The following is an 18,864-nucleotide window of genomic DNA, read 5'->3' on the forward strand; positions in this document are numbered from 1 at the left end:
AAAGACGGGCTGGCCGCAAGCGGGCTCGCGGCCAGCGATCACATTCGGGGCTATTGATTGTCCTTCGACTGCCCCATGATCTCCTGCGCCGTGAAGTTGATGCCGCAGGTCGGGAAGGAGTTGCCGACGAAAAAGTTGTCGGACTGCGACGGGAAGTAGTCGACGTCCTTCTTGAAGTTCGGATCCTCGACGACGGCGAGCGGCAGCTTGACCGACTGCGGCACGACCTTGCCTTCCAGTGCGGCGAGCGCGACCTTGATGGCGACCGCGACCTGCGCAGGCCCGGTGCCGGCGGACGAGCATTTCAGGCCTTCCGACGCCTTGGCTGCGCAGAACTTGCGGAAGCCGTTCTCGGTCTCGCCGCCGAACGGCACCATCTTGTGCTTGGCGTCGAGCATCGCCTGCACGATACCGGTATCGCCGCCCTGGCCGGAGATCGCGTCGAACGGGCCGTTGGTTGCGATCGCATCTGCCGTGGCTTTCTGCGCGACGCCGTCATCCCATTTGCCGACGACCTCGGTGATCTGCCACTTCTTGCCGGAGCCGTTGAGCACGGAGTGCAAGCCGTTGTGCCGGTCGGTGTCGACCGACGTGCCGGCGACACCACGCACCTCGAGCACCTTGCCGCCATCGGGCACGTTCTTGACCAGCCATCGCGCCCAGAGCTCGCCGAGACCCTTCTGATCGACATTGACGTTGATGGCGTCTTCCGTGGCGAGAATGTTGTCGAAGGCAACCAGGACGACACCGGCCTGCTTGGCACGCTTGATCACCGGGCCGAAGGCGGTCGGGTTCTGTGCGTTGACGACAATGGCATCATAGCCGGAATCGATGAAATTGTTGATCGCCGAGATCTGCGCCGGCACGTCCTCGCCCGTCGAGACGACCTTGAATTCCTTCAGCTTCGCCTTGACCTCGGGCTGCGCCGCATAGGCCTTCGCGGTCTGGATCATCTGGATGCGCCAGGTGTTGGCGATGTAGCCATTCGCAAGCGCGATGCGGTAGGGGCCCTTCTTGGCCGGGAATTTGAAGAACTTGGTATCCGCGGTCCAGGGCACCATGCATTCGGGCTCTGCCGCCGGACCCTTGACCATCTCCGGTTCTGCGAGCGCCTTGCCGGCGAACGCCGACAGCAGCACCAGTGATGCACACGTGGCAAGGCATCGCGCCCTGATCGACTTGGACGACATTCGTGACCTCCCCTGTTGTTGTCGCGCCAATCATTGACGCATGTGCGAGACGCCTCACTTGTTTTCGGAGGTTGTTCGAGCGGGGCTCGTCGTCTCGGCGCGCTAGGGTTACTGAGCAATGACAGCGCTGTCAATTACCGTTGCTCGGCTTTGCCAAGCGACGGGTCCCATGCCATGAATGAGGTTCGACAAGAGGCCGGGTATTTTCCCGTAGAGGAGACAATGTCTCAGAAGCGTCGCACCACCCTGGAGGATGTCGCGCGGATCGCGAATGTCAGCGCTGTCACCGTGTCGCGCGCGCTGCGGCGGCCCGACATGGTTTCGGTGGAGCTGCGCAGGCGGATCGATGCGGCGGTCGAGCGGCTGGCCTATGTGCCGAATTTCGCCGCCAGCCGGCTGGCCTCCGCGCGTACGCATGCCATCGGCGTGGTGGTGTCGTCGCTCTCGAACGGCATTTTCGCGGACTATCTACAGGCGATCTACAACAGCCTGCTGCCGCTCGGTTTCCGCCCGGTGGTCGTGAGCAGCCGTTACTCGGCGGAGGAGGAGGAGGGGGCGATCAAGGCGCTGCTCGGCCAGAACATCGAGGCGCTGATCCTCGTCGGGGTCAACCAGACGCGCGCGGCGCGACGGGTTCTGGAGCGATCGCGCATTCCGGTGGTGCAGACGTTCGAGCTCACGGGGGATCCGATCGATTTCAATGTCGGGCTGTCGCAGACCAGGGGCGGCTACGCCGCGACACGTTTCCTGCTCGATCTTGGGCATCGGCGGATCGCCTATCTCTCCGGGCAGCGCGACGATCGGGCACGGGCGCGGCTCGAAGGCTATCGCGCGGCGCTGGATGAAGCAGGGCTGGACTGCGCGTCGCTGGTCGCCTCGCGGCCGGCGCAGGCGACCATTTCGCTCGGACGAACGCTGACATCGGACATGCTGGCGGCCGACGTGCCCGACGCGATCTTCTGCTGCGACGACAACATCGCGCTCGGCGCGCTGTTTGCCTGTCAGCAGGCGGGGCTGGACGTGCCCGGCCGGATCTCGCTGATCGGCTTCAACGATCTCGAATTCGCCGCGGCTTCCAACCCGCCGCTGTCCACGGTGCTGACGCCGCGCGCCGACATGGGACGCGTGGCCTCCGAACTGGTGCTGCAGGCGATCGCCACCGGCAGGCGCCCTCGGACCAGGCAGATCGATCTCGGCTTTCAGATCGTGGCCCGCGGCAGCACGGCCCCGCGCGCGCTCGCGTCCCCGCCCCGTGCAGGATCCTGATCGTAGCGAGAAGGTATTGGTATCGATTGCCGCGATCTCGCGTGCAATCGTCCCGCGCCTTTTGCGTCGCATCAAGGAAAATGAGACTGCCCGTCAAGATGACGGCCACGTACCCGATCCGACGCTGTGTGCCATCAGCTAGCTTCCATGACCGATGGGGGCTCACCGCTGCTTGCCCGAGATGGCGAGCGGGACTGGTGAGGCTCGCTGCCAACACGGCCGGCAACGACTGGCCGGCACACGATCGTGTGCTCCAGCAATGGGCGACAAGGGAGGAGTTCGATGCACATGCGACGCGTAGGGTTCGCCGTGGTCACGGCGCTTTTGCTGTCCAGTACGGCGTACGCTCAGGACAAGATCAAGGTCGGCGTCACTGCGACGCTCGAGGGCACCTATACGGTGCTCGGCGAGGATGGCATGCGCGGCCATGTCACCGCGCTCAACGTGCTCGGGAAGAAGATCGGCGACAAGGAGCTGGAATTCGTCGTCGCATCGACCGATGCCACGCCCGACTCGGCCGTGCGCGCCGTGCGCAAGCTGATTGAGCAGGACAAGGTGCAGATCCTGCTGTCGCCGTTGTCCGGTGACGAGGGCATCGCGGTCAAGAACTTCGCCAAGACGCATCCGGAGCTAACCTTCGTCAATGCCGCCTCCGGCGCGCAGGAGACGACCTACGTCGACCCGGCGCCGAACTTCTTCCGCTTCAACATGGATGGCGCGCAGTGGCAGGTCGGCCTTGGCAAATACGCCTATGAGACCAAGGGCTACCGCAAGATCGCAACCGTCGGCGAGGACTACTCCTTCATCTATACCCAGGTATTCGGCCTGGCCTTGGAGTTCTGCGGCCTCGGCGGCAAGATTTCCAGCCGCCAATGGGTGCCGCTCGGCACCAAGGACTTCGCGTCCGTGATCGCGGCGCTGCCCGATGACGTCGACGCGATCTATCTCGGCCTGGGCGGCGCCGACGCCGTCAATTTCCTCAACCAGTACCAGCAGGCCGGCGGCAAGGCGCATCTGATGGGCGGCTCGATCATGATCGACCAAACCATCCTGTCGTCGAAGGGCAATGCCAAGAACGCGCTGGTCGGCACCATCGCGGCGTCGGGCCAGGCCGATACCTGGGAGGATCCGCGCTGGCAGAAGTTCGTCAAGGCCTATCAGGACTCGTTCCCGCCGGAGAAGCGCTTCCCGAGTCCGTCGCTGCTCGCTACCAATTACTACGGCTCGACGATGGCCTTGATCCTGGCGCTGCGCGAGGTCAATGGCGATCTGTCGAACAACCAGGCCAAACTCAAGGCGGCGCTGGCCAAGATCGAGATCGATGCGCCCAACGGCAAGATCAAGCTCGACTCCAACCGCCAGGCGATCGGCACCAACTTCGTGACCGAGGTGGTGGATGACGGCAAGGGCGCCCTGTTCAGCAAGGTCGTGAAGGTGATCCCCGACGTCAACCAGACGCTGGGCTATGACGCGGCGACCTTCGCCAAGATCGGCCTGCCGAGCCGGACCGTGCCTGAATGTAAGAAGTACTGACCAATTATGGTCAGCAGCCAACGCGGCCGGAGCCCGCTCCGGCCGCGTCGTCGCGTCTCTTGCATTCTCCGGGGCAATGATTGACGCTGAAGGACAAACAACAAGACATTTCGGTGAGGAAGTGATGAGTAGGGCGCTCGCCGTCTTTCATGCTCGCTTCGGTCGCGCGACGGTCTATCAGCTCAATCGACCGTTCAACGTGCACGCGCACCGCGAGGGGCATCTGATCTTTCACGTCGGTGGAACGCCAGCCCATATCGACGTCTGCGACCAGCGCCATCTCATGGGCGAGGAGTCCATCGTCGCGGTCAATCCGTGGGAGCCGCATAACTTCGTTCCCAATGACACGGAGAATGGTGCGATCTTCTTCGTGCTCTACGTGAACTCGGAGTGGTTCTCGCCGCCGGCCGCGCGCGAGCAGGGCGTACGGTTCGGCCGAACCTGCTTTCGCCGCACGGCGGCGCTCGATCGCTGCATTCGCCGCACTGCAGCGCTGGTATGTGGCGCGCCATCCCTGGGCTGCCTCGACGGCGAGTTGCGGCAGCTGATCGACAGCTGCTACGAAGAGAGCTGGCGGATATCGGACGTCGTGCCGGACCGGCCGTGTGCCGAAGTGACGGATTTCCGCGTTCGCAAGTGCATCAAGCTGATGTCGGACAGTCCCTGCGCCGAGATCGAGCTCGATCATATCGCGCGCGAGTCCGGGCTGTCGCGGCCGCATTTCTATCGGTTGTTCCGCAGCCAGACGGGGGTGACGCCGAACCTCTATCTCAACACGCTGCTGATGGAGCGGGCGCTCGACGCCATCGTGGCGACGGAATCGCCGATCGCCGATATCGGCTTCGACCTCGGCTTCTCCTCGCAGAGCGGCTTCACCCGGTTCTTCGCCGGCAATGTCGGCATGGCGCCGACCGACTATCGCCGCGCTGCGAAGGTGCTGCGCCCCTGATGTGCTGCTCCGCACCTCGCGAAAAGAGACTGTCGATCAAATACGCGCGTGCGTCCCCCGCTACACTCGACAGAACGTGATCCGGATAAGGATCCGACGAGGGAGGACGAGCGATGGCCGGCACACCCGGCGATCTTCGGCTGGGTTCGCCCGGCCACTGTGACGACGGAGCTGTCCTCCCGGTCGTGAGGGAGGATCGATGAGCCGCTTCATCGAGCGCCACGCGATCTGGTCCCTCATCATTCTTCTCGGGGTCGCGCTCGCGGCCTGGCTGATCTTTGCGGTCTGGCCGCCCGGACTGGAAGAGGCGATCGGGCGCAAGAAGGTCTTCCTGAGCGCAGTCTTCAACGGCATCACATTGGGCGGCCTCTATTTCCTGGTGGCGAGCGGCTTCACGTTGATCTTCGGGCTGATGCGGAACGTCAATCTCGCACACGGCTCGCTCTATCTGTTCGGCGGCTATGTCGGCTACGGCATCTCGTCGGCGACCGGCTCCTGGATCCTCGCCTTCATCGCCGCCTTCATCGTCGTTGCCGTCATCGGCGTCCTGCTTCAGCTGCTGGTGTTTCGCCGCATGGAGGGACAGGACCTGCGCCAGACCATGGTGACGATCGGGCTCTCCATCGTGTTCGCCGACCTGATGCTGTGGGCATTCGGCGGCGACTTCTATCAGATCCAGACGCCAGCCTGGCTGATCGGGCCGATCCAGCTGCCCCTGATGACCGCGATGAAATCGTCGGGTGAGGCGGTGTTCCTGCAATATCCGCTGGTTCGGCTGGTGATCTTCTGCGGCTCCGTCGTCATCGGCATCGCGATGTGGCTTGCGCTCAACCGTACCCGCGTCGGCATGATCGTCCGCGCCGGCGTCGACGATCGCGAGATCCTGGCGGCGACCGGCGTCCAGATCCAGCTCGTGTTCGTGCTGGTGTTTGCGCTCGGCGCCGGTCTCGCGGGCATTGCGGGGGTGGTCGGCGGTACGTTCCAGTCGATCTCGCCCGGCGAGGACACGCGATTTCTGCTGGCCTCGCTCGTCGTCGTCATCGTCGGAGGCATGGGATCGATCCCTGGCGCGGCCCTCGGCGCGTTGATCATCGGCCTCGCCGAGCAGCTTGGCTCGGTCTACATCCCGACCTATGCGATCGTCGTGACCTTCCTGATCATGGTTCTGGTGCTGGCGCTGCGGCCCCAGGGCCTGCTGGCGAGGCGATGAGATGTCGCTGATCCAGGAGGCGCAGGCGCGGGACGGGGGGCTCACATCACGGGGAGCAGCAGCGCGGCCGGCAGCATGGTCGGTGACCGAGCAGCCTTGGGCCTGGGCTGTCGCCGTCTTGCTGCTGATCATGCCGATCATCGCCAACGGCTTCTTCCTGATCGAGATATTCGGCACGACGTTGATCCTTGGGACTATCGCGCTGAGCCTGATGTTCCTCGCCGGCTATGGCGGCATGGTCAGTTTGATGCAGCTGACCATCGCGGGCTTTGCCGGCTACATGGTCGCCGTGTTCGGCGTCAGCGGCAACGCCAACATCAGCCTGGGCTGGCCGTGGTGGCTGGCGACGCCGATGGCGTTGGTGCTCGCGGTGCTGTTCGGCACGCTCGGCGGCGCGCTCGCCGTGCGCACCGAAGGCATCTACACCATCATGATCACGCTCGCGATCGGCGCGGCCTTCTACTATTTCACGAACCAGAACTGGGCGATCTTCAACGGCCATACCGGCATCAACACGATCGCAACGCCGCATTTTCTCGGCATCGATTGGCGTATGGATGTCGCCTTCTATTACCTGACGCTGGCGGTGGCCGCGCTGTGTTATTTCGCGGTGCTCTATCTGTCTCGCGCGCCGTTCGGCCTGGCGCTGCAGGGCGTGCGCGACAATCCCAGGCGGATGGCGGCGCTGGGCTTCAACGTCAACGCCCACCGCATCGCCGCCTATGCCTTCGCCGCGCTGATCGCGGGAATGGGCGGTGTGCTGCAGGTCTGGAACTACCGGCAGATCTCGCCGGGCTCGGTCGCGGTCGAGCGTTGCATCGACATCCTCATCGTCGCCGTCGTCGGCGGCATCACCCGTCCCGTCGGGCCCTATATCGGCGCCTTCATCTTCGTCATCCTGCGCACCTTCGCGCTGGATTTCCTGGTCAAGGTCGGCCTCGACGGCAACCGCTTCCGGCTGCTGATCGGGCTCGGCTTCCTGGCCATCGTGTTCTGGTCGTCCGACGGCGTCATCGGCCTGTATGAGCGCTGGCGCAAGCGCGGCGAACGTGGGGAGGCGCGGACGCGTCCGGGAGGGCACGGCCATGGATAGGGTGGCTGACCGTCTCTCGGCGCTCGGCTCGACTGCAGCGCTCGAGCTCCGCGGCGTGACGCGGATGTTCGGCGCCCTGGCTGCGCTGACCGATATCACGATCACCGTACGGCCCGGCGAGCGGCGCGCGGTGCTCGGCTCGAACGGTGCCGGCAAGACGACGCTGTTCAACTGCGTCACCGGCGACTTCCTGCCGACGTCGGGCACCATCCGCTTCTTCGGCGAGGACATCACCGCATTTCCGCCGTATGAGCGCATCCGCCGCGGTCTGCGCCGGACCTACCAGATCTCGGCGCTGTTCCTCGGTCTCTCGGTGCGCGACAACGTCTATCTCGCCTGCCGCGGCGTCTCGCGCGCGCGCTTCTCGATGCTGCGTCCGAGTGCCAACGACGCGCTGATGCAGGCGGCCGAGCGACTGATCGAGGCCGTGCATCTCACAGCCGTACGCGACCAGATGGTGTCCGAGCTCGCCCACGGCCAGCAGCGGCAGCTCGAGATCGCACTGGCGCTGGCCGGCGCACCGCGGTTCATCCTGTTCGATGAGCCGGCGGCGGGGCTGTCGCCGACCGAGCGGCGCGAGCTGGTCGAGATCCTGACATCGCTGCCGCCGCACATCGGCTACATCATCATCGAGCACGACATGGACGTGGCGTTGCGTGTCGTCGAGAGCGTGACGATGATGCACAACGGGCGCATCTTCAAGGAGGGCGCGCCGCACGAGATCGAGTCCGACCCGGAGGTGCAGGAGCTGTATCTGGGAGGCGGTCATGAATGATCGCAGCCGCTCCGCGCCAGCGCTCGAGGTCCGCGGGCTCGACGTCTACTACGGCCATTCGCATGCGCTGCAGGGCGTCGATCTCCGGCTCGACAGCGGCGTGTTCTCGCTGGTCGGCCGCAACGGCATGGGCAAGACCACGCTGTGCAAGGCCATTATGGGTCTGCTGCGCCCGTCCGGAGGCTCCGTGCGGCTGCGCGGCAATGATATCACCGGGCTCAACCCGGCGCGCATTGCGAGGCTCGGTGTCGGCTATGTGCCGCAGGGACGGCGTCTGTGGCGCTCCCTGAGCGTCGACGAGCATCTGCGGCTGGCGGCGGGCCTGCGCCGCGGCGCCTGGACCGTCGATCGCGTCTACGAGACGTTTCCGCGGCTCGCCGAGCGGCGCAACAACGGCGGCGGTCAGCTATCGGGCGGCGAGCAGCAGATGCTCGCGATCTCCCGCGCATTGCTGACCAATCCGCAGCTGCTGATCATGGACGAGCCGACGGAGGGGCTCGCGCCGGTGATCGTCGCCCAGGTCGAGGAGATGCTGATCCGTCTCGGCCAGGACGGCGACATGGCGGTGCTCGTGATCGAGCAGAACATCGGCGTCGCCACCGCGATCTCGCCGCGTGTGGCGATCATGGTCAACGGCCGCATCAACCGCATCATCGACTCCGCGCGGCTCGCCGCCGACCGCGAGTTGCAGCAGCGTCTGCTCGGTGTCGGCCAGCATGCCGGCGACGAGACCGATCTCGGAACGGAGCAGGTCAGGGATGAGCCCGTCGCCCGGCCCGCAGTGCCAGCGGCGCCGAGGTCCGCGCCGGTCAGAGTCTACGTCTCCAATCCCGTGCTGCCGACGCGCTGGTCGCAGCCGGCCCCCATCGCGCTGATCGAGGCCAAGGCGCGCACGCTCTCCACCAGCGTGTCGCGGCTCGACGATGCGGCGCGCCCGGGCCGCGAGCGCATGGTGCCGGTCGCGTCGGGCCCGCCGGCCGTGATCGTGGTCGGCACGCTCGACACCAAGGGCGACGAGCTGCGCTTCATCCGCGACATCATTGCTGGCCATGGACTCCGCACCCGGTTGGTCGATGTCTCCACCAGCGGCCGCCACACGGGCTGCGATGTCTCGGCGCAGGAGGTTGCGCTCAATCACCCCCGCGGCGGCTCGGCCGTGTTCGGGCCGGACCGCGGCGTATCCGTCGCCGCGATGGCGGAGGCGTTCGCACGCTGGCTGCGACGGCAGGACAATGTCGTCGGCATCATCTCGGCCGGAGGCTCCGGAGGCACGTCGCTGGTCGCTCCGGGCATGCGCGAGCTTGCCGTGGGCGTGCCGAAGCTGATCATCTCCTCGGTCGCTTCTGGCGACGTCGGCGGCTATGTCGGGCCGGCCGACATTGCGATGATGTATTCGGTCACCGACGTGCAGGGTCTCAATTCGATCTCGCGTGCGGTGCTGAGCAACGGCGCCAACGCGCTGGCCGGTATGGTGTCGGCGCGCCAGCGGCAATCCGCAGCCGTCGAACGCGTCACGCAGCAGCGACCCGCCATCGGCATCACCATGTTCGGCGTCACCACGCCGGCCGTGCAGAAGATCACCGCCGCGCTGCGCGACGACTGTGAGTGCCTGGTGTTCCACGCGACCGGAGTCGGCGGCCGGTCGATGGAGAAGCTGGTCGATTCCGGCATGCTCGCCGGCGTGGTCGACCTGACCACGACCGAGGTCTGCGACCTCTTGATGGGCGGTGTCTTTCCGGCGACCGAGGATCGCTTCGGCGCCATCATCCGCAGCCGCGTGCCCTATGTCGGCTCGGTCGGCGCGCTAGACATGGTGAATTTCGGCGCACCGGACACCATTCCCGAGCGTTATCGCGGGCGCAAGTTTCACGTCCACAATCCGCAGGTCACCTTGATGCGGACCACGGCTGCCGAGAATGCGCAGATGGGACGCTGGATCGGCGAGCGTCTCAACCGCATGGACGGGCCGGTTCGCTTCTTCCTGCCGGAGAAGGGCGTCTCCGCGCTCGATGCGCCAGGCCAGCCGTTCTTTGATCGCGAGGCGGACGAGGCCCTGTTCCGCAGCCTCGAGCAGACGATGCGGCAGACCTCGAACCGGCGCCTGATCCGCCTGCCGCATCACATCAACGACAACGAGTTCGTCGCGACCATCGTCGGCGCCATCAGGCCCATGTTGGGGCGACTGCCGGCGCGGCGCAGACAGGCGAGGTGAGTGATGCCGAGATTCGAGCGCGCACCGCTGTTGAAGAAGTTCCGCGACATGGTGCGTCGAGGCGTGCCGATCATCGGCGGCGGCGCCGGCACCGGGCTCTCGGCGAAATGCGAGGAAGCCGGCGGCATCGACCTGATCGTGATCTACAACTCCGGCCGCTACCGCATGGCGGGACGCGGTTCGCTCGCCGGGCTGATGGCCTATGGCGATGCCAATGCGATAGTGGTCGAGATGGCCAGCGAGGTGCTGCCGGTGGTCAAGAGCACGCCGGTGCTCGCCGGCGTCAACGGCACCGATCCATTCCGCGACATGGATGTGTTCCTCGATCAGCTCAAGACGCTCGGCTTCTCCGGTGTGCAGAACTTTCCGACGGTCGGCCTGATCGACGGCACCTTCCGTGCGAACCTCGAGGAGACGGGGATTTCCTACGCGCTGGAAATCGACATGATCGGGCGCGCGCATGACAAGGATCTGCTGACGACGCCTTACGTCTTCAATGAAGCCCAGGCCGCGGGCATGGCGATCGCGGGCGCCGACATCATCGTCTGCCATCTCGGCCTCACCACGGGCGGCTCGATCGGTGCGCAGACTGCGCCGAAGCTCGAGGACTGTCCGGGGCTGATCGACAGCTGGGCGTCTGCCGCGCTCAGCGTCAATCCCGAGATTCTCGTGCTGGCGCATGGCGGCCCGATCGCCGAGCCCGCCGATGCCGACTTCATCATGAAGCATGCGAAGAATTGCCACGGCTTCTACGGCGCATCCTCGATGGAGCGGCTGCCGGTGGAGCGGGCGCTGACGGAGCAGGTGCGACATTTCAAGGCGATCAGCTCGCGGCCGCGCCGCGTCTGAGACGGCAACACGAAGTCCGGCAGCAACGGCGCCCTGCGCCATGTTTGCCGGACGGGAGACTGAGGGAGGAATGGGATGTCCGGGGTTTTGATCGGTGAGCTGATCCTTTGGCTGATCATAGCGATCATCGTCATCGTGGTCGCCGTCTACATCGTCAACTGGCTGTATCATCGCTCCTCAAAGGAGGTCTCCTTCGTCCGGACCGGCTTCCTCGGCGAGCGCGTCGTGATCAATGGCGGCGCCTTCGTGATGCCGTTCATCCACGACTACACCCCGGTCAACATGAACGTGCTGCCGATGGGCATCACGCGCTCGAAGCAGGATGCCGTGATCACGCGCGACCGGATGCGGATCGACATCGAGGCGGATTTCTATGTCCGCGTGCAGCCGACCCGGGAAGCGGTGTCGATTGCGGCCGCGACGCTCGGCCGGCGCACTCTCGAGCCGGAGAAGCTGCATGCGCTGTTGTCGGGCAAGTTCGTCTCCGCGTTGCGCTCGGTCGCAGCCGAGATGACGATGGAGCAGATGCACGAGCAGCGCGGCGACTATGTCGGACGCGTCAAGGCGGCTGCCGCCGAGGCGCTGGCGCAGAACGGCCTGGAACTGGAATCGGTCGCGATCACCGATCTCGACCAGACCGATCTCGAATTCTTCAACCCGTCGAACCGGTTCGACGCCGAAGGCCTGACCCGGCTGATGGAGGATATCGAGAGCAAGCGCAAGCTGCGCAATGACATCGAGCAGGACTCGATGATCAAGATCCGTACCCGCAATCTGGAGGCCGAGCGCGAGGCGCTCGAGATCGAGCGGGAGAGTGAGACGGCGCGGTTGGATCAGGAGCGCGACATCGAGATGCGCCGCGCCCTGCAGCGAACGGAGGTGGCGCGCGAGCGGGCACTGCGCGAGACCGAGGCCGAGCAGGCACAGATTGCGGCGCGCGAGACGATCGAGAAGGCGCGCATCGCCAACGAACTTTCGATCGCGGAAGCACGGATCGCGGCCGAGCGCGACACACGCCAGCGCGAGATCGAGCGTAGCAGGGCGGTCGAGGAGCGCGAACTGCTGGCGCGCGAAGATATCGAGAAGGCAAGGATCGCCAACCAGCGCGCCATCGACGCCGCCCGCATCGAGTCGGAGCGCGAGGTGCGCCAGCGTGACATCGAACGCACGCGCACGATCGAGGAGGCGGAAATCGCCGCGCGCGAGGCGGTGGAGAGGGCGCGCATCCAGCAGGATCGCGTCGTCTCCGATGCGCGCATCGCCAACGACGAGGAGACGCGACGGCGCGAGATCGAGCGTACCCGCGCCATCGAGCAGGCGGAGATTGCGGCGCGCGAGGCGACCGAGAAGGCTCGGATCGCGCAGACCATGATCGTCAACCTGGAGCGCATCAGCTCCGATGAGCGGACGCGTGCGACCGAGATCGCACAGGTGCGCAATATTCAGGAAGCTGAGATCGAGGCGCAGAAGGCGGTCGAGGCAGCACGCATCGCACGCGAGCAGGCGCTGTCGGCGGAGCGCATCGCTGCGGAGCATGCCACGCGCAGGCTGGAGATCGAGCGCAATCAGGGAATCGAGATCGCCGGCATTGCCGCGCGCGAGGCGACGGAAGCCAGCCGCATCGCGCAGGAGGAGCGGGTTCGCGCGCTCGAGATCGCGCGGGTCAGGACCATCGAGGAGGCCGACATCGCCTCGCGAGAGGCGATCGAGGCGGCGCGGATCGCCCAGGAGCAGGCGGTGGCTGAGAAGCGAATCCGCTCGGAGAAGGAGACGCGCAGCCTCGAGATTGCCCGCACGGAAGCCGTCGAGGCGGCCGATCTCAAGCGGCGCGAGGCGGTCGAGCGGCGCCGCATCGAGGTCGAACTGGCGCTGGAGGCCGAGCGCATCGCCTCGTCGCGGACCCGCGAGGTGCTCAACATCGACCAGAAGAAGGCGATCGAGCTTGCCGACGAGCTCAGGGTGATCGAACTCGCCGCCAAGCGCGCCGAGCGCATCGATGCGGATCGCCAGGTCAAGGAAGCCGAGATCGTCGCGCGCAAGCAGGTCGAGACCGCCGATGTCTCGCGCGAGCAGGCGCTGGAAGCGGTCAGGCTTGAGCGCCGCCGATCCATCGAGCAACTCGAGGTCGCTCGCGTGCAGTCGCTGCAGGAAGCCGAGATCGCCGCGCGCGAGGAGGTGGAGCGCGCGCGCATCGCGTCCGATCGAGGTCTCGACGAGGCGCGTATCGGCAGGGAGCGCGAGCTGCGCAAGCTCGAAGTGAACCGCGAGAAGGATGTCGAGACGGCGCTGATGGAAAAGGCCATCGCGCTGTACCAGAAGTCGCTGGAGGAATCCGCGGCCAAGGTCTCGGCCGAGGAGGCGCGGACGCGCGCGACCGAGGCGGCGGAGAAGGTGATCACCGCGCGCGAGAGCGAGATCGCCCGCAGACGGAAGACGGTGGAGGTGTTGCTCGCCGAGAAGCAGGCCGAGGAGACGCGGATCGCGGCCGAGGCCGAGCGGGTCCGCGCGGCGGTCGAGGCCGAGGCACAGCGGCTGCTCAATGAGGCCGAGAACGTTCTGACCGACCAGGCGCGCTATTCGCTGTTCCGGCGCAAACTGCTCGACCGCATCGAGGGTATCGTGCGCGAAAGCGTCAAGCCGATGGAGAAGATCGAGGGCATCCGCATTCTCCAGGTCGACGGCCTGAACGGGAATGGTGGCAACGGCAATGGCGGTCGCAGCGCCACAGACGAGGTGATCGACTCGGCGCTGCGCTACCGCGTGCAGGCGCCGCTGATCGACTCCATTCTGTCGGACATCGGTGTCGAAGGTGGCAGCCTCGCCAAGATGCCCGGCCTGATCCGCGAGGCCAGGGACATGCAGGGCATCCGCAAAGACACCGCAGCGCGCAAGGATGCAGGTGGCGGAGCCGGCGCGGGTGACGGCAGCCCGCCAGAGCCGCCGGCCGACCGCGGTCCGCGCAAGAAGGGCTGAGGCATCATGGCGAGGGTCTACGTCTCCACAGTGGTGAGTGCCCGCAATGACAGGGTATGGGCACGCGTCCGCGACTTCAATGGCCTGCCGAACTGGCATCCTGCGATCGCCGAGAGCCGCATCGAGGGCGGTGAACCCGCTGACAAGATCGGCTGCGTCAGGGATTTTCGGCTGCGCAATGGCGACCGCATCCGCGAGAAGCTGCTCGGCCTGTCCGACTACGACATGTTCTGCACCTATTCGATCCTGGAATCGCCGATGGGCGTGTCGAACTACGTCGCGACCTTGCGGCTGACGCCCGTTACGGACGGTGACAGGACGTTCCTGGAGTGGACCGCCGAGTTCGACTGCGCGCCGGAGCGCGAAGCCGATCTGGTGGCCTCGATCGGCGGTGGCGTGTTCCAGGGTGGCTTCGATGCGCTGAAGCGCGCATTCGGAGGCTGAACAATGCCGCACGTCGTCAAGAGCACCATCATCGACGCGCCCACCACGGCGGTGTGGGATGTGCTGCGCGACTTCAACGGCCATGACCGCTGGCATCCGGCGGTGGCGACCTCGGCAATCGAGCGCTCGCAGGCGTCCGACAAGATCGGCTGTATCCGACGCTTCCGCCTCAAGGACGGCTCCGAGCTGCGCGAGCAGCTGCTGGCGCTGTCCGATCTGGAGCAGAGCTTCAGCTACTGCCTGCTCGACACGCCGATCCAGCTCTTCAACTACGTCGGCCATGTCCGGCTGCTGCCGGTCACCGATGGTGATCGGACATTCTGGCACTGGGAAAGCCGTTTCACGACACGGCCCGAACAGTCAGAGGCGCTCACGCGCATGGTCGCCGAGGACATCTATCAGGCCGGCTTCGAGGCGATTCGATCGCATTTGAAGCAGGCGGCATGAGCAAGAGGTGAATCGATGCCGGTGACGGTCAAGACGTTTCAGGCGTTGAGCGAGGCGGCATCCGCGCTGTCGTCCGATCGCGCCACCCGCTATCTCGGCGGCGGCACGCTGGTGATGCGCGATCTCAACGAAGGCGACGTCTCGGTTGCGACGGTCATCCGCGCGACCGACCGCGCTCTGCAAGGCATCGATGCAGCGGGTGCACGCATCCGGATCGGCGCCGGTGTCACCTTCTCCCGCGTGCTTGCCGAACGCGATCTCAGCTTCCTGCATCCGGCGGCACGTTCGATCGGCGGGCCGGCGGTGCGCAACATGGGGACCGTGGGCGGCAACCTGTTCGCGCCGGCGCCGTTCGGCGACTTCACGGTGGCGCTGCTGGCGCTCGACGGCATGGTCTCGATGCAGGGCGGCTTTGGCCTGCGAGACATGCCGCTCGAAGAGTTCCTGCAGTCCCGCGATCGTCAAGCCGGTGCGCTGGTCGTCGCCGTGTCCTGTCTCCGGCCGGCGTCGGCCGATGCCTTCCGCTACCGCAAGATCGCCCGCATCAAGCCGAAGGGCGGATCGGTCATCACGCTCGCCGCGCATCTTCCGCAGAGCGGCGGCCGCGTCACCGGCGCCCGCATCGCGCTGGGATCGATGGCGCCGACCGCTGTTCGCGCCAAGGGGGCCGAGCGCGCGCTCGAAGGCCGGCCGCTCGATGCCGGCGCAATCAGCGCCGCCGCCGCTGCGGCAGCCGAGGGAACGGCGCCCACCGACAATTCGCTGGCGAGCGCCTGGTATCGCCGCGAAGTGGTCGGCGTGCATCTGCGGCGGCTGCTGTCGGGACAGGAGAGCTAGAGCATGGCCAAGACCCCCCTTCAGTTCCGGCACAATGGCCGCGATGTCGCGCTGTTCGTCGATGGCGGCACCAATCTGCTGGTTGTGCTGCGCGAGATGCTCGGCGACGTCACGCCGAAATTCGGCTGCGGGCAGGGCGGCTGCGGCGCCTGCACCGTGCTGATCGACGGCGACGCGCATCTGTCCTGTCTGACGCTCGCCGAAGCCGTCGAGGGCCGCGCGGTCGAGACGCTCGACGGCATCAAGAGCGGTCCGACCCTGCATCCGCTGCAGCGCGCCTTCGCCGATGGTTTCGCCGCGCAATGCGGCTATTGCACGCCGGGCATGCTGATGGCGGCGAAGGCGCTGCTGGACAAGATCCCGCAGCCGAGCCGGGAGCAGGTGGTCGAGGCGATCTCCGGCAACATCTGCCGCTGCACGGGCTACGAGCCGATCATCAATGCGGTGCTGGCGGCAGCCGCGTCGCTGCGCGCCAGTGCCTGAGGAGAACGCCATGCTGGAATTGCGCAAGGACATCTTCGCCGACGAGCGCGACGACAATCTCAACGAGGTCGGCAAGGGCACCCAGCGCCAGGACATGCTCGGCCATGTCACGGGCACCTCGACCTATTTCAACGACCACAAGCTGCAGGGCATGCTGCATCTGAGGGTCGTCAGGTCGACGCAACCACATGCGCGGCTGCGCCGCATCGACACCAGCGAGGCCGAGCGGAGCGAAGGCGTGCGGCGGGTGATCCGCGGCGCCGATGTGCCACGCAATCTGAACACACTGCTCAGCCTGATCAATTTCGGTAAGGATGATGAGCCGACGCTGGCCGTCGACAAGGTGCGTTATCGCGGCGAGCCGATCGTCGCGGTCGTTGCCGAGTCGCCGCGCGCGGCGGCCGAGGCGGCGGCCAAGGTGCGCATCGACTACGAGACCTTGCCGGCCGTGTTCGACGTCGAGGAGGCGCTGAAGCCGGGTGCGCCTGTCGTCAACGAGACCTATCCGAAGAATGCGTTCACCTATCACGAGCGCTATGATCATCAGAAGCTCCGCTTCGGCGACGTCGAGCGTGGCTTTGCCGGCGCCGACCACGTGCTGGAGCAGCGCTACCAGATGTCGCCGATCGAGCACGCGCCGGTCGAGACCAACGGCTCGATCGCCGCCCCCGACACCAACGGGCGTTACGTGGTCTACACCTCGACCCAGGCGCTGTTCTTCTCGCTCGACACCTGCGCCAAGATCCTCGATCTGCCGTCGAACACGTTCCACTTCATCGGCGGCACGGTGGGTGGCGGCTTCGGCGGCAAGGTCGATACGCTGACCGAGCCGCTCGCCATCCTCGCCGCGATGCTGACCGGTCGCCCGGTGCGATACGTGCTCGGGCGCGAGGAGGAGATGCAGTTCGGGCCGCCGCGCGGCGCGGAGCGGATCTACATCAAGGACGGCGTGATGCGCGACGGCCGCATCGTCGCGCGGCAGATCCGCGGCTATTTCGACTCCGGCGCCTATACGCGGCTCTCGAGCTACGCGGTGGTGAAATGCGCCGCGCACCTGCCGGGTCCCTACACGATCCCGAACGTCCATGGCGACATCTACTGCGTCTACACCAACCGCACGCCGGCCACGGCGATGCGCGGCTTCGGCATTACCGGCATGGACTTCGCGCTCGAATGCCAGATGGACAAGCTCGCGCATCTCATCGGCATGGACCCCATGGAGTTCCGCATCCTGAATGCCTATCGCGACGGCGACATGAAGGCGCACCGGCGCGAGGCGAAGAATACCGCGCTGATCGAATGCGTTCAGGTTGCCGCTGAAAAGGCCAAATGGCCGATCCGCGAGGAATTCCGCCGGATGTCGTCGCGCAAGGATGGCGGCGGAGCACGTGCGGCAGTGCCGTCCACGCCACGTGAGCCGGCGAGCGCGCGGCCTGCGCCGGCGCAGCAGCGCACGAGCTATGACCGCAGGCTTCCGATCTCTCCGTCTTCGGAGCCGCCCCCGCCACAGAGCCCGGCACCGGCTCCCGCACATGGCGCGACACGGTTCTCGTCGGTGTTCGGCACAAGGAGGCGCTGACATGACCAGGCACCGCGGCCGCGGCATGGCGGCGATCAACTATCCCATCGGCATGAATCTCGGCGGCGATCCGAGCCAGGCGCTGGTGCATTCCAACCCCAGCGGCAAGTTCACGGTGGCGTTGTCATCGATCGATCTCGGGCAGGGCATGAAATCGGTGACGCGGCAGATCTGCGCCGAGACGCTCGGCGTGCCCGTCGAGGACGTCTATGTCGACACGGCGGACTCCGACACCGGGCCGCATTGCATGGGCTCGTTCGCCTCGCGCGGCACCCATCGCGTCGGCAATGCGGTGATGGCCGCGGCCAGGGAGGCGCGCGGCGTGATGATGGAGGCGGCCGCGGAGGAGCTGGAAGTCAATGCCAGTGACCTCGAGACCGACGGCCGCGGCAACATCCACGTCAAGGGCGCGCCGCACCGCTCGATCTCGGTCAAGGACGTCGCCATCGCCGCGCAGTTCCGCCAGGGCAAGACGATCTCCGGGCGCGGCATCTTCCTGGTGCCGCTGTCGGACGTCGATCCCGAGACCGGCGAGATGTCGCCGGCCACCTGCTATGCACATGCCTGTCTTGTCGCCGAGGTGGAGGTCGATGACGAGACTGGCGAAGTCGGCGTGATCCGGATGGACTCTGCCTACGAGCTGGGTCGCGCGCTCAATCCGCGTCTGGTCGAGCAGCAGCTGGTCGGCGGTGCCTGGATGGGGATGAGCCACGCGCTCTATGAGACGACAGAGCCTTACTATCCTGATCCGAAGCAGGGGCCCCGGGATTTCGTCGAGTATCTGATGCCTGGGCCCGGCGATATCTGTCCGCACGACATCGCCGTGCTGGAGCGGCCCGCGCCGGATGGCCCGTTCGGAGGCAAGGGGCCGGGCGAGATGTGCGCCAACCCGGTGCTGCCGGCGATCGCGAATGCGATCTTCAATGCGGTCGGGGTGCGTATCGACGAGCTGCCGATCACGCCCGAAAGAGTGCTGCGTGCGATCAAAGCCCAGGGCGGCGCCCGGCCGCAGACGCGGCGGTGA

General features: G+C 66.2%; 16 protein-coding genes. 15 read left to right on the plus strand and 1 reads right to left on the minus strand.

Annotated features, from left to right (window positions below):
- Nucleotides 1–50: 50 nt before the first annotated feature.
- Complete coding sequence (locus HL666_RS32130; protein ID WP_172185549.1) at nucleotides 51–1,190, minus strand: sugar ABC transporter substrate-binding protein; 1,140 nt, start codon at nucleotides 1,188–1,190, stop codon at nucleotides 51–53.
- Nucleotides 1,191–1,412: 222 nt separating this feature from the next.
- On the opposite strand from HL666_RS32130, the gene HL666_RS32135 reads away from it, so the two are divergent.
- The 15 genes from HL666_RS32135 (at nucleotide 1,413) to HL666_RS32205 (ending at nucleotide 18,864) form a co-directional block, all read left to right on the plus strand.
- The gene (locus HL666_RS32135) at nucleotides 1,413–2,456 is read left to right on the plus strand and encodes a LacI family DNA-binding transcriptional regulator (RefSeq protein ID WP_172185551.1); all 1,044 of its coding nucleotides are present in this window, start codon (nucleotides 1,413–1,415) and stop codon (nucleotides 2,454–2,456) included.
- A 282-nt stretch (nucleotides 2,457–2,738) separates the two neighbouring features.
- Nucleotides 2,739–3,989, plus strand: coding sequence for an ABC transporter substrate-binding protein (locus tag HL666_RS32140; protein ID WP_172113363.1), 1,251 nt, complete (start codon nucleotides 2,739–2,741; stop codon nucleotides 3,987–3,989).
- A 124-nt stretch (nucleotides 3,990–4,113) separates the two neighbouring features.
- Nucleotides 4,114–4,938: an AraC family transcriptional regulator gene (locus tag HL666_RS32145; RefSeq protein WP_172185553.1), complete on the plus strand. Its 825-nt coding sequence runs from the start codon at nucleotides 4,114–4,116 to the stop codon at nucleotides 4,936–4,938.
- Nucleotides 4,939–5,137: 199 nt separating this feature from the next.
- Complete coding sequence (locus tag HL666_RS32150; protein ID WP_172185555.1) at nucleotides 5,138–6,148, plus strand: branched-chain amino acid ABC transporter permease; 1,011 nt, start codon at nucleotides 5,138–5,140, stop codon at nucleotides 6,146–6,148.
- A 1-nt stretch (nucleotide 6,149) separates the two neighbouring features.
- The gene (locus tag HL666_RS32155) at nucleotides 6,150–7,241 is read left to right on the plus strand and encodes a branched-chain amino acid ABC transporter permease (RefSeq protein WP_172134386.1); all 1,092 of its coding nucleotides are present in this window, start codon (nucleotides 6,150–6,152) and stop codon (nucleotides 7,239–7,241) included.
- On the plus strand, nucleotides 7,234–8,016 hold the full coding sequence (locus tag HL666_RS32160) for an ABC transporter ATP-binding protein (RefSeq protein ID WP_172185557.1): 783 nt from the start codon (nucleotides 7,234–7,236) through the stop codon (nucleotides 8,014–8,016). Before HL666_RS32155 ends, HL666_RS32160 begins: the two co-directional genes overlap by 8 nt.
- Nucleotides 8,009–10,228 carry an ABC transporter permease gene (locus tag HL666_RS32165; protein ID WP_172185559.1) on the plus strand — a complete coding sequence of 740 codons (2,220 nt, stop codon included), beginning with the start codon at nucleotides 8,009–8,011 and terminating at the stop codon, nucleotides 10,226–10,228. The genes HL666_RS32160 and HL666_RS32165 overlap by 8 nt, the downstream gene beginning before the upstream one ends.
- 3 nt (nucleotides 10,229–10,231) lie before the next feature.
- Entirely contained in the window at nucleotides 10,232–11,077 is an 846-nt protein-coding gene (locus tag HL666_RS32170) for a phosphoenolpyruvate hydrolase family protein (protein ID WP_172134383.1), read from the plus strand.
- A 75-nt stretch (nucleotides 11,078–11,152) separates the two neighbouring features.
- Nucleotides 11,153–14,050 carry a flotillin family protein gene (locus tag HL666_RS32175; RefSeq protein WP_172185561.1) on the plus strand — a complete coding sequence of 966 codons (2,898 nt, stop codon included), beginning with the start codon at nucleotides 11,153–11,155 and terminating at the stop codon, nucleotides 14,048–14,050.
- 6 nt (nucleotides 14,051–14,056) lie between these two features.
- The gene (locus HL666_RS32180) at nucleotides 14,057–14,494 is read left to right on the plus strand and encodes an SRPBCC family protein (protein ID WP_172113371.1); all 438 of its coding nucleotides are present in this window, start codon (nucleotides 14,057–14,059) and stop codon (nucleotides 14,492–14,494) included.
- A 3-nt stretch (nucleotides 14,495–14,497) separates the two neighbouring features.
- On the plus strand, nucleotides 14,498–14,941 hold the full coding sequence (locus tag HL666_RS32185) for an SRPBCC family protein (protein WP_172185563.1): 444 nt from the start codon (nucleotides 14,498–14,500) through the stop codon (nucleotides 14,939–14,941).
- Nucleotides 14,942–14,956: 15 nt separating this feature from the next.
- Nucleotides 14,957–15,778 (plus strand): FAD binding domain-containing protein, encoded by an 822-nt coding sequence (locus HL666_RS32190; RefSeq protein WP_172113373.1) that lies wholly within the window; start codon nucleotides 14,957–14,959, stop codon nucleotides 15,776–15,778.
- 3 nt (nucleotides 15,779–15,781) lie between these two features.
- A complete protein-coding gene (locus HL666_RS32195) occupies nucleotides 15,782–16,261 on the plus strand; it encodes a (2Fe-2S)-binding protein (protein WP_172113374.1) in 480 nt (159 codons plus the stop codon).
- 10 nt (nucleotides 16,262–16,271) lie between these two features.
- The gene (locus HL666_RS32200) at nucleotides 16,272–17,840 is read left to right on the plus strand and encodes a xanthine dehydrogenase family protein molybdopterin-binding subunit (protein WP_172185565.1); all 1,569 of its coding nucleotides are present in this window, start codon (nucleotides 16,272–16,274) and stop codon (nucleotides 17,838–17,840) included.
- Nucleotide 17,841: 1 nt separating this feature from the next.
- Nucleotides 17,842–18,864, plus strand: coding sequence for a xanthine dehydrogenase family protein molybdopterin-binding subunit (locus tag HL666_RS32205; protein WP_172185567.1), 1,023 nt, complete (start codon nucleotides 17,842–17,844; stop codon nucleotides 18,862–18,864).

The sequence above is a fragment of the Bradyrhizobium aeschynomenes genome, from assembly GCF_013178945.1.
GTDB classification, from domain to species: domain Bacteria; phylum Pseudomonadota; class Alphaproteobacteria; order Rhizobiales; family Xanthobacteraceae; genus Bradyrhizobium; species Bradyrhizobium aeschynomenes.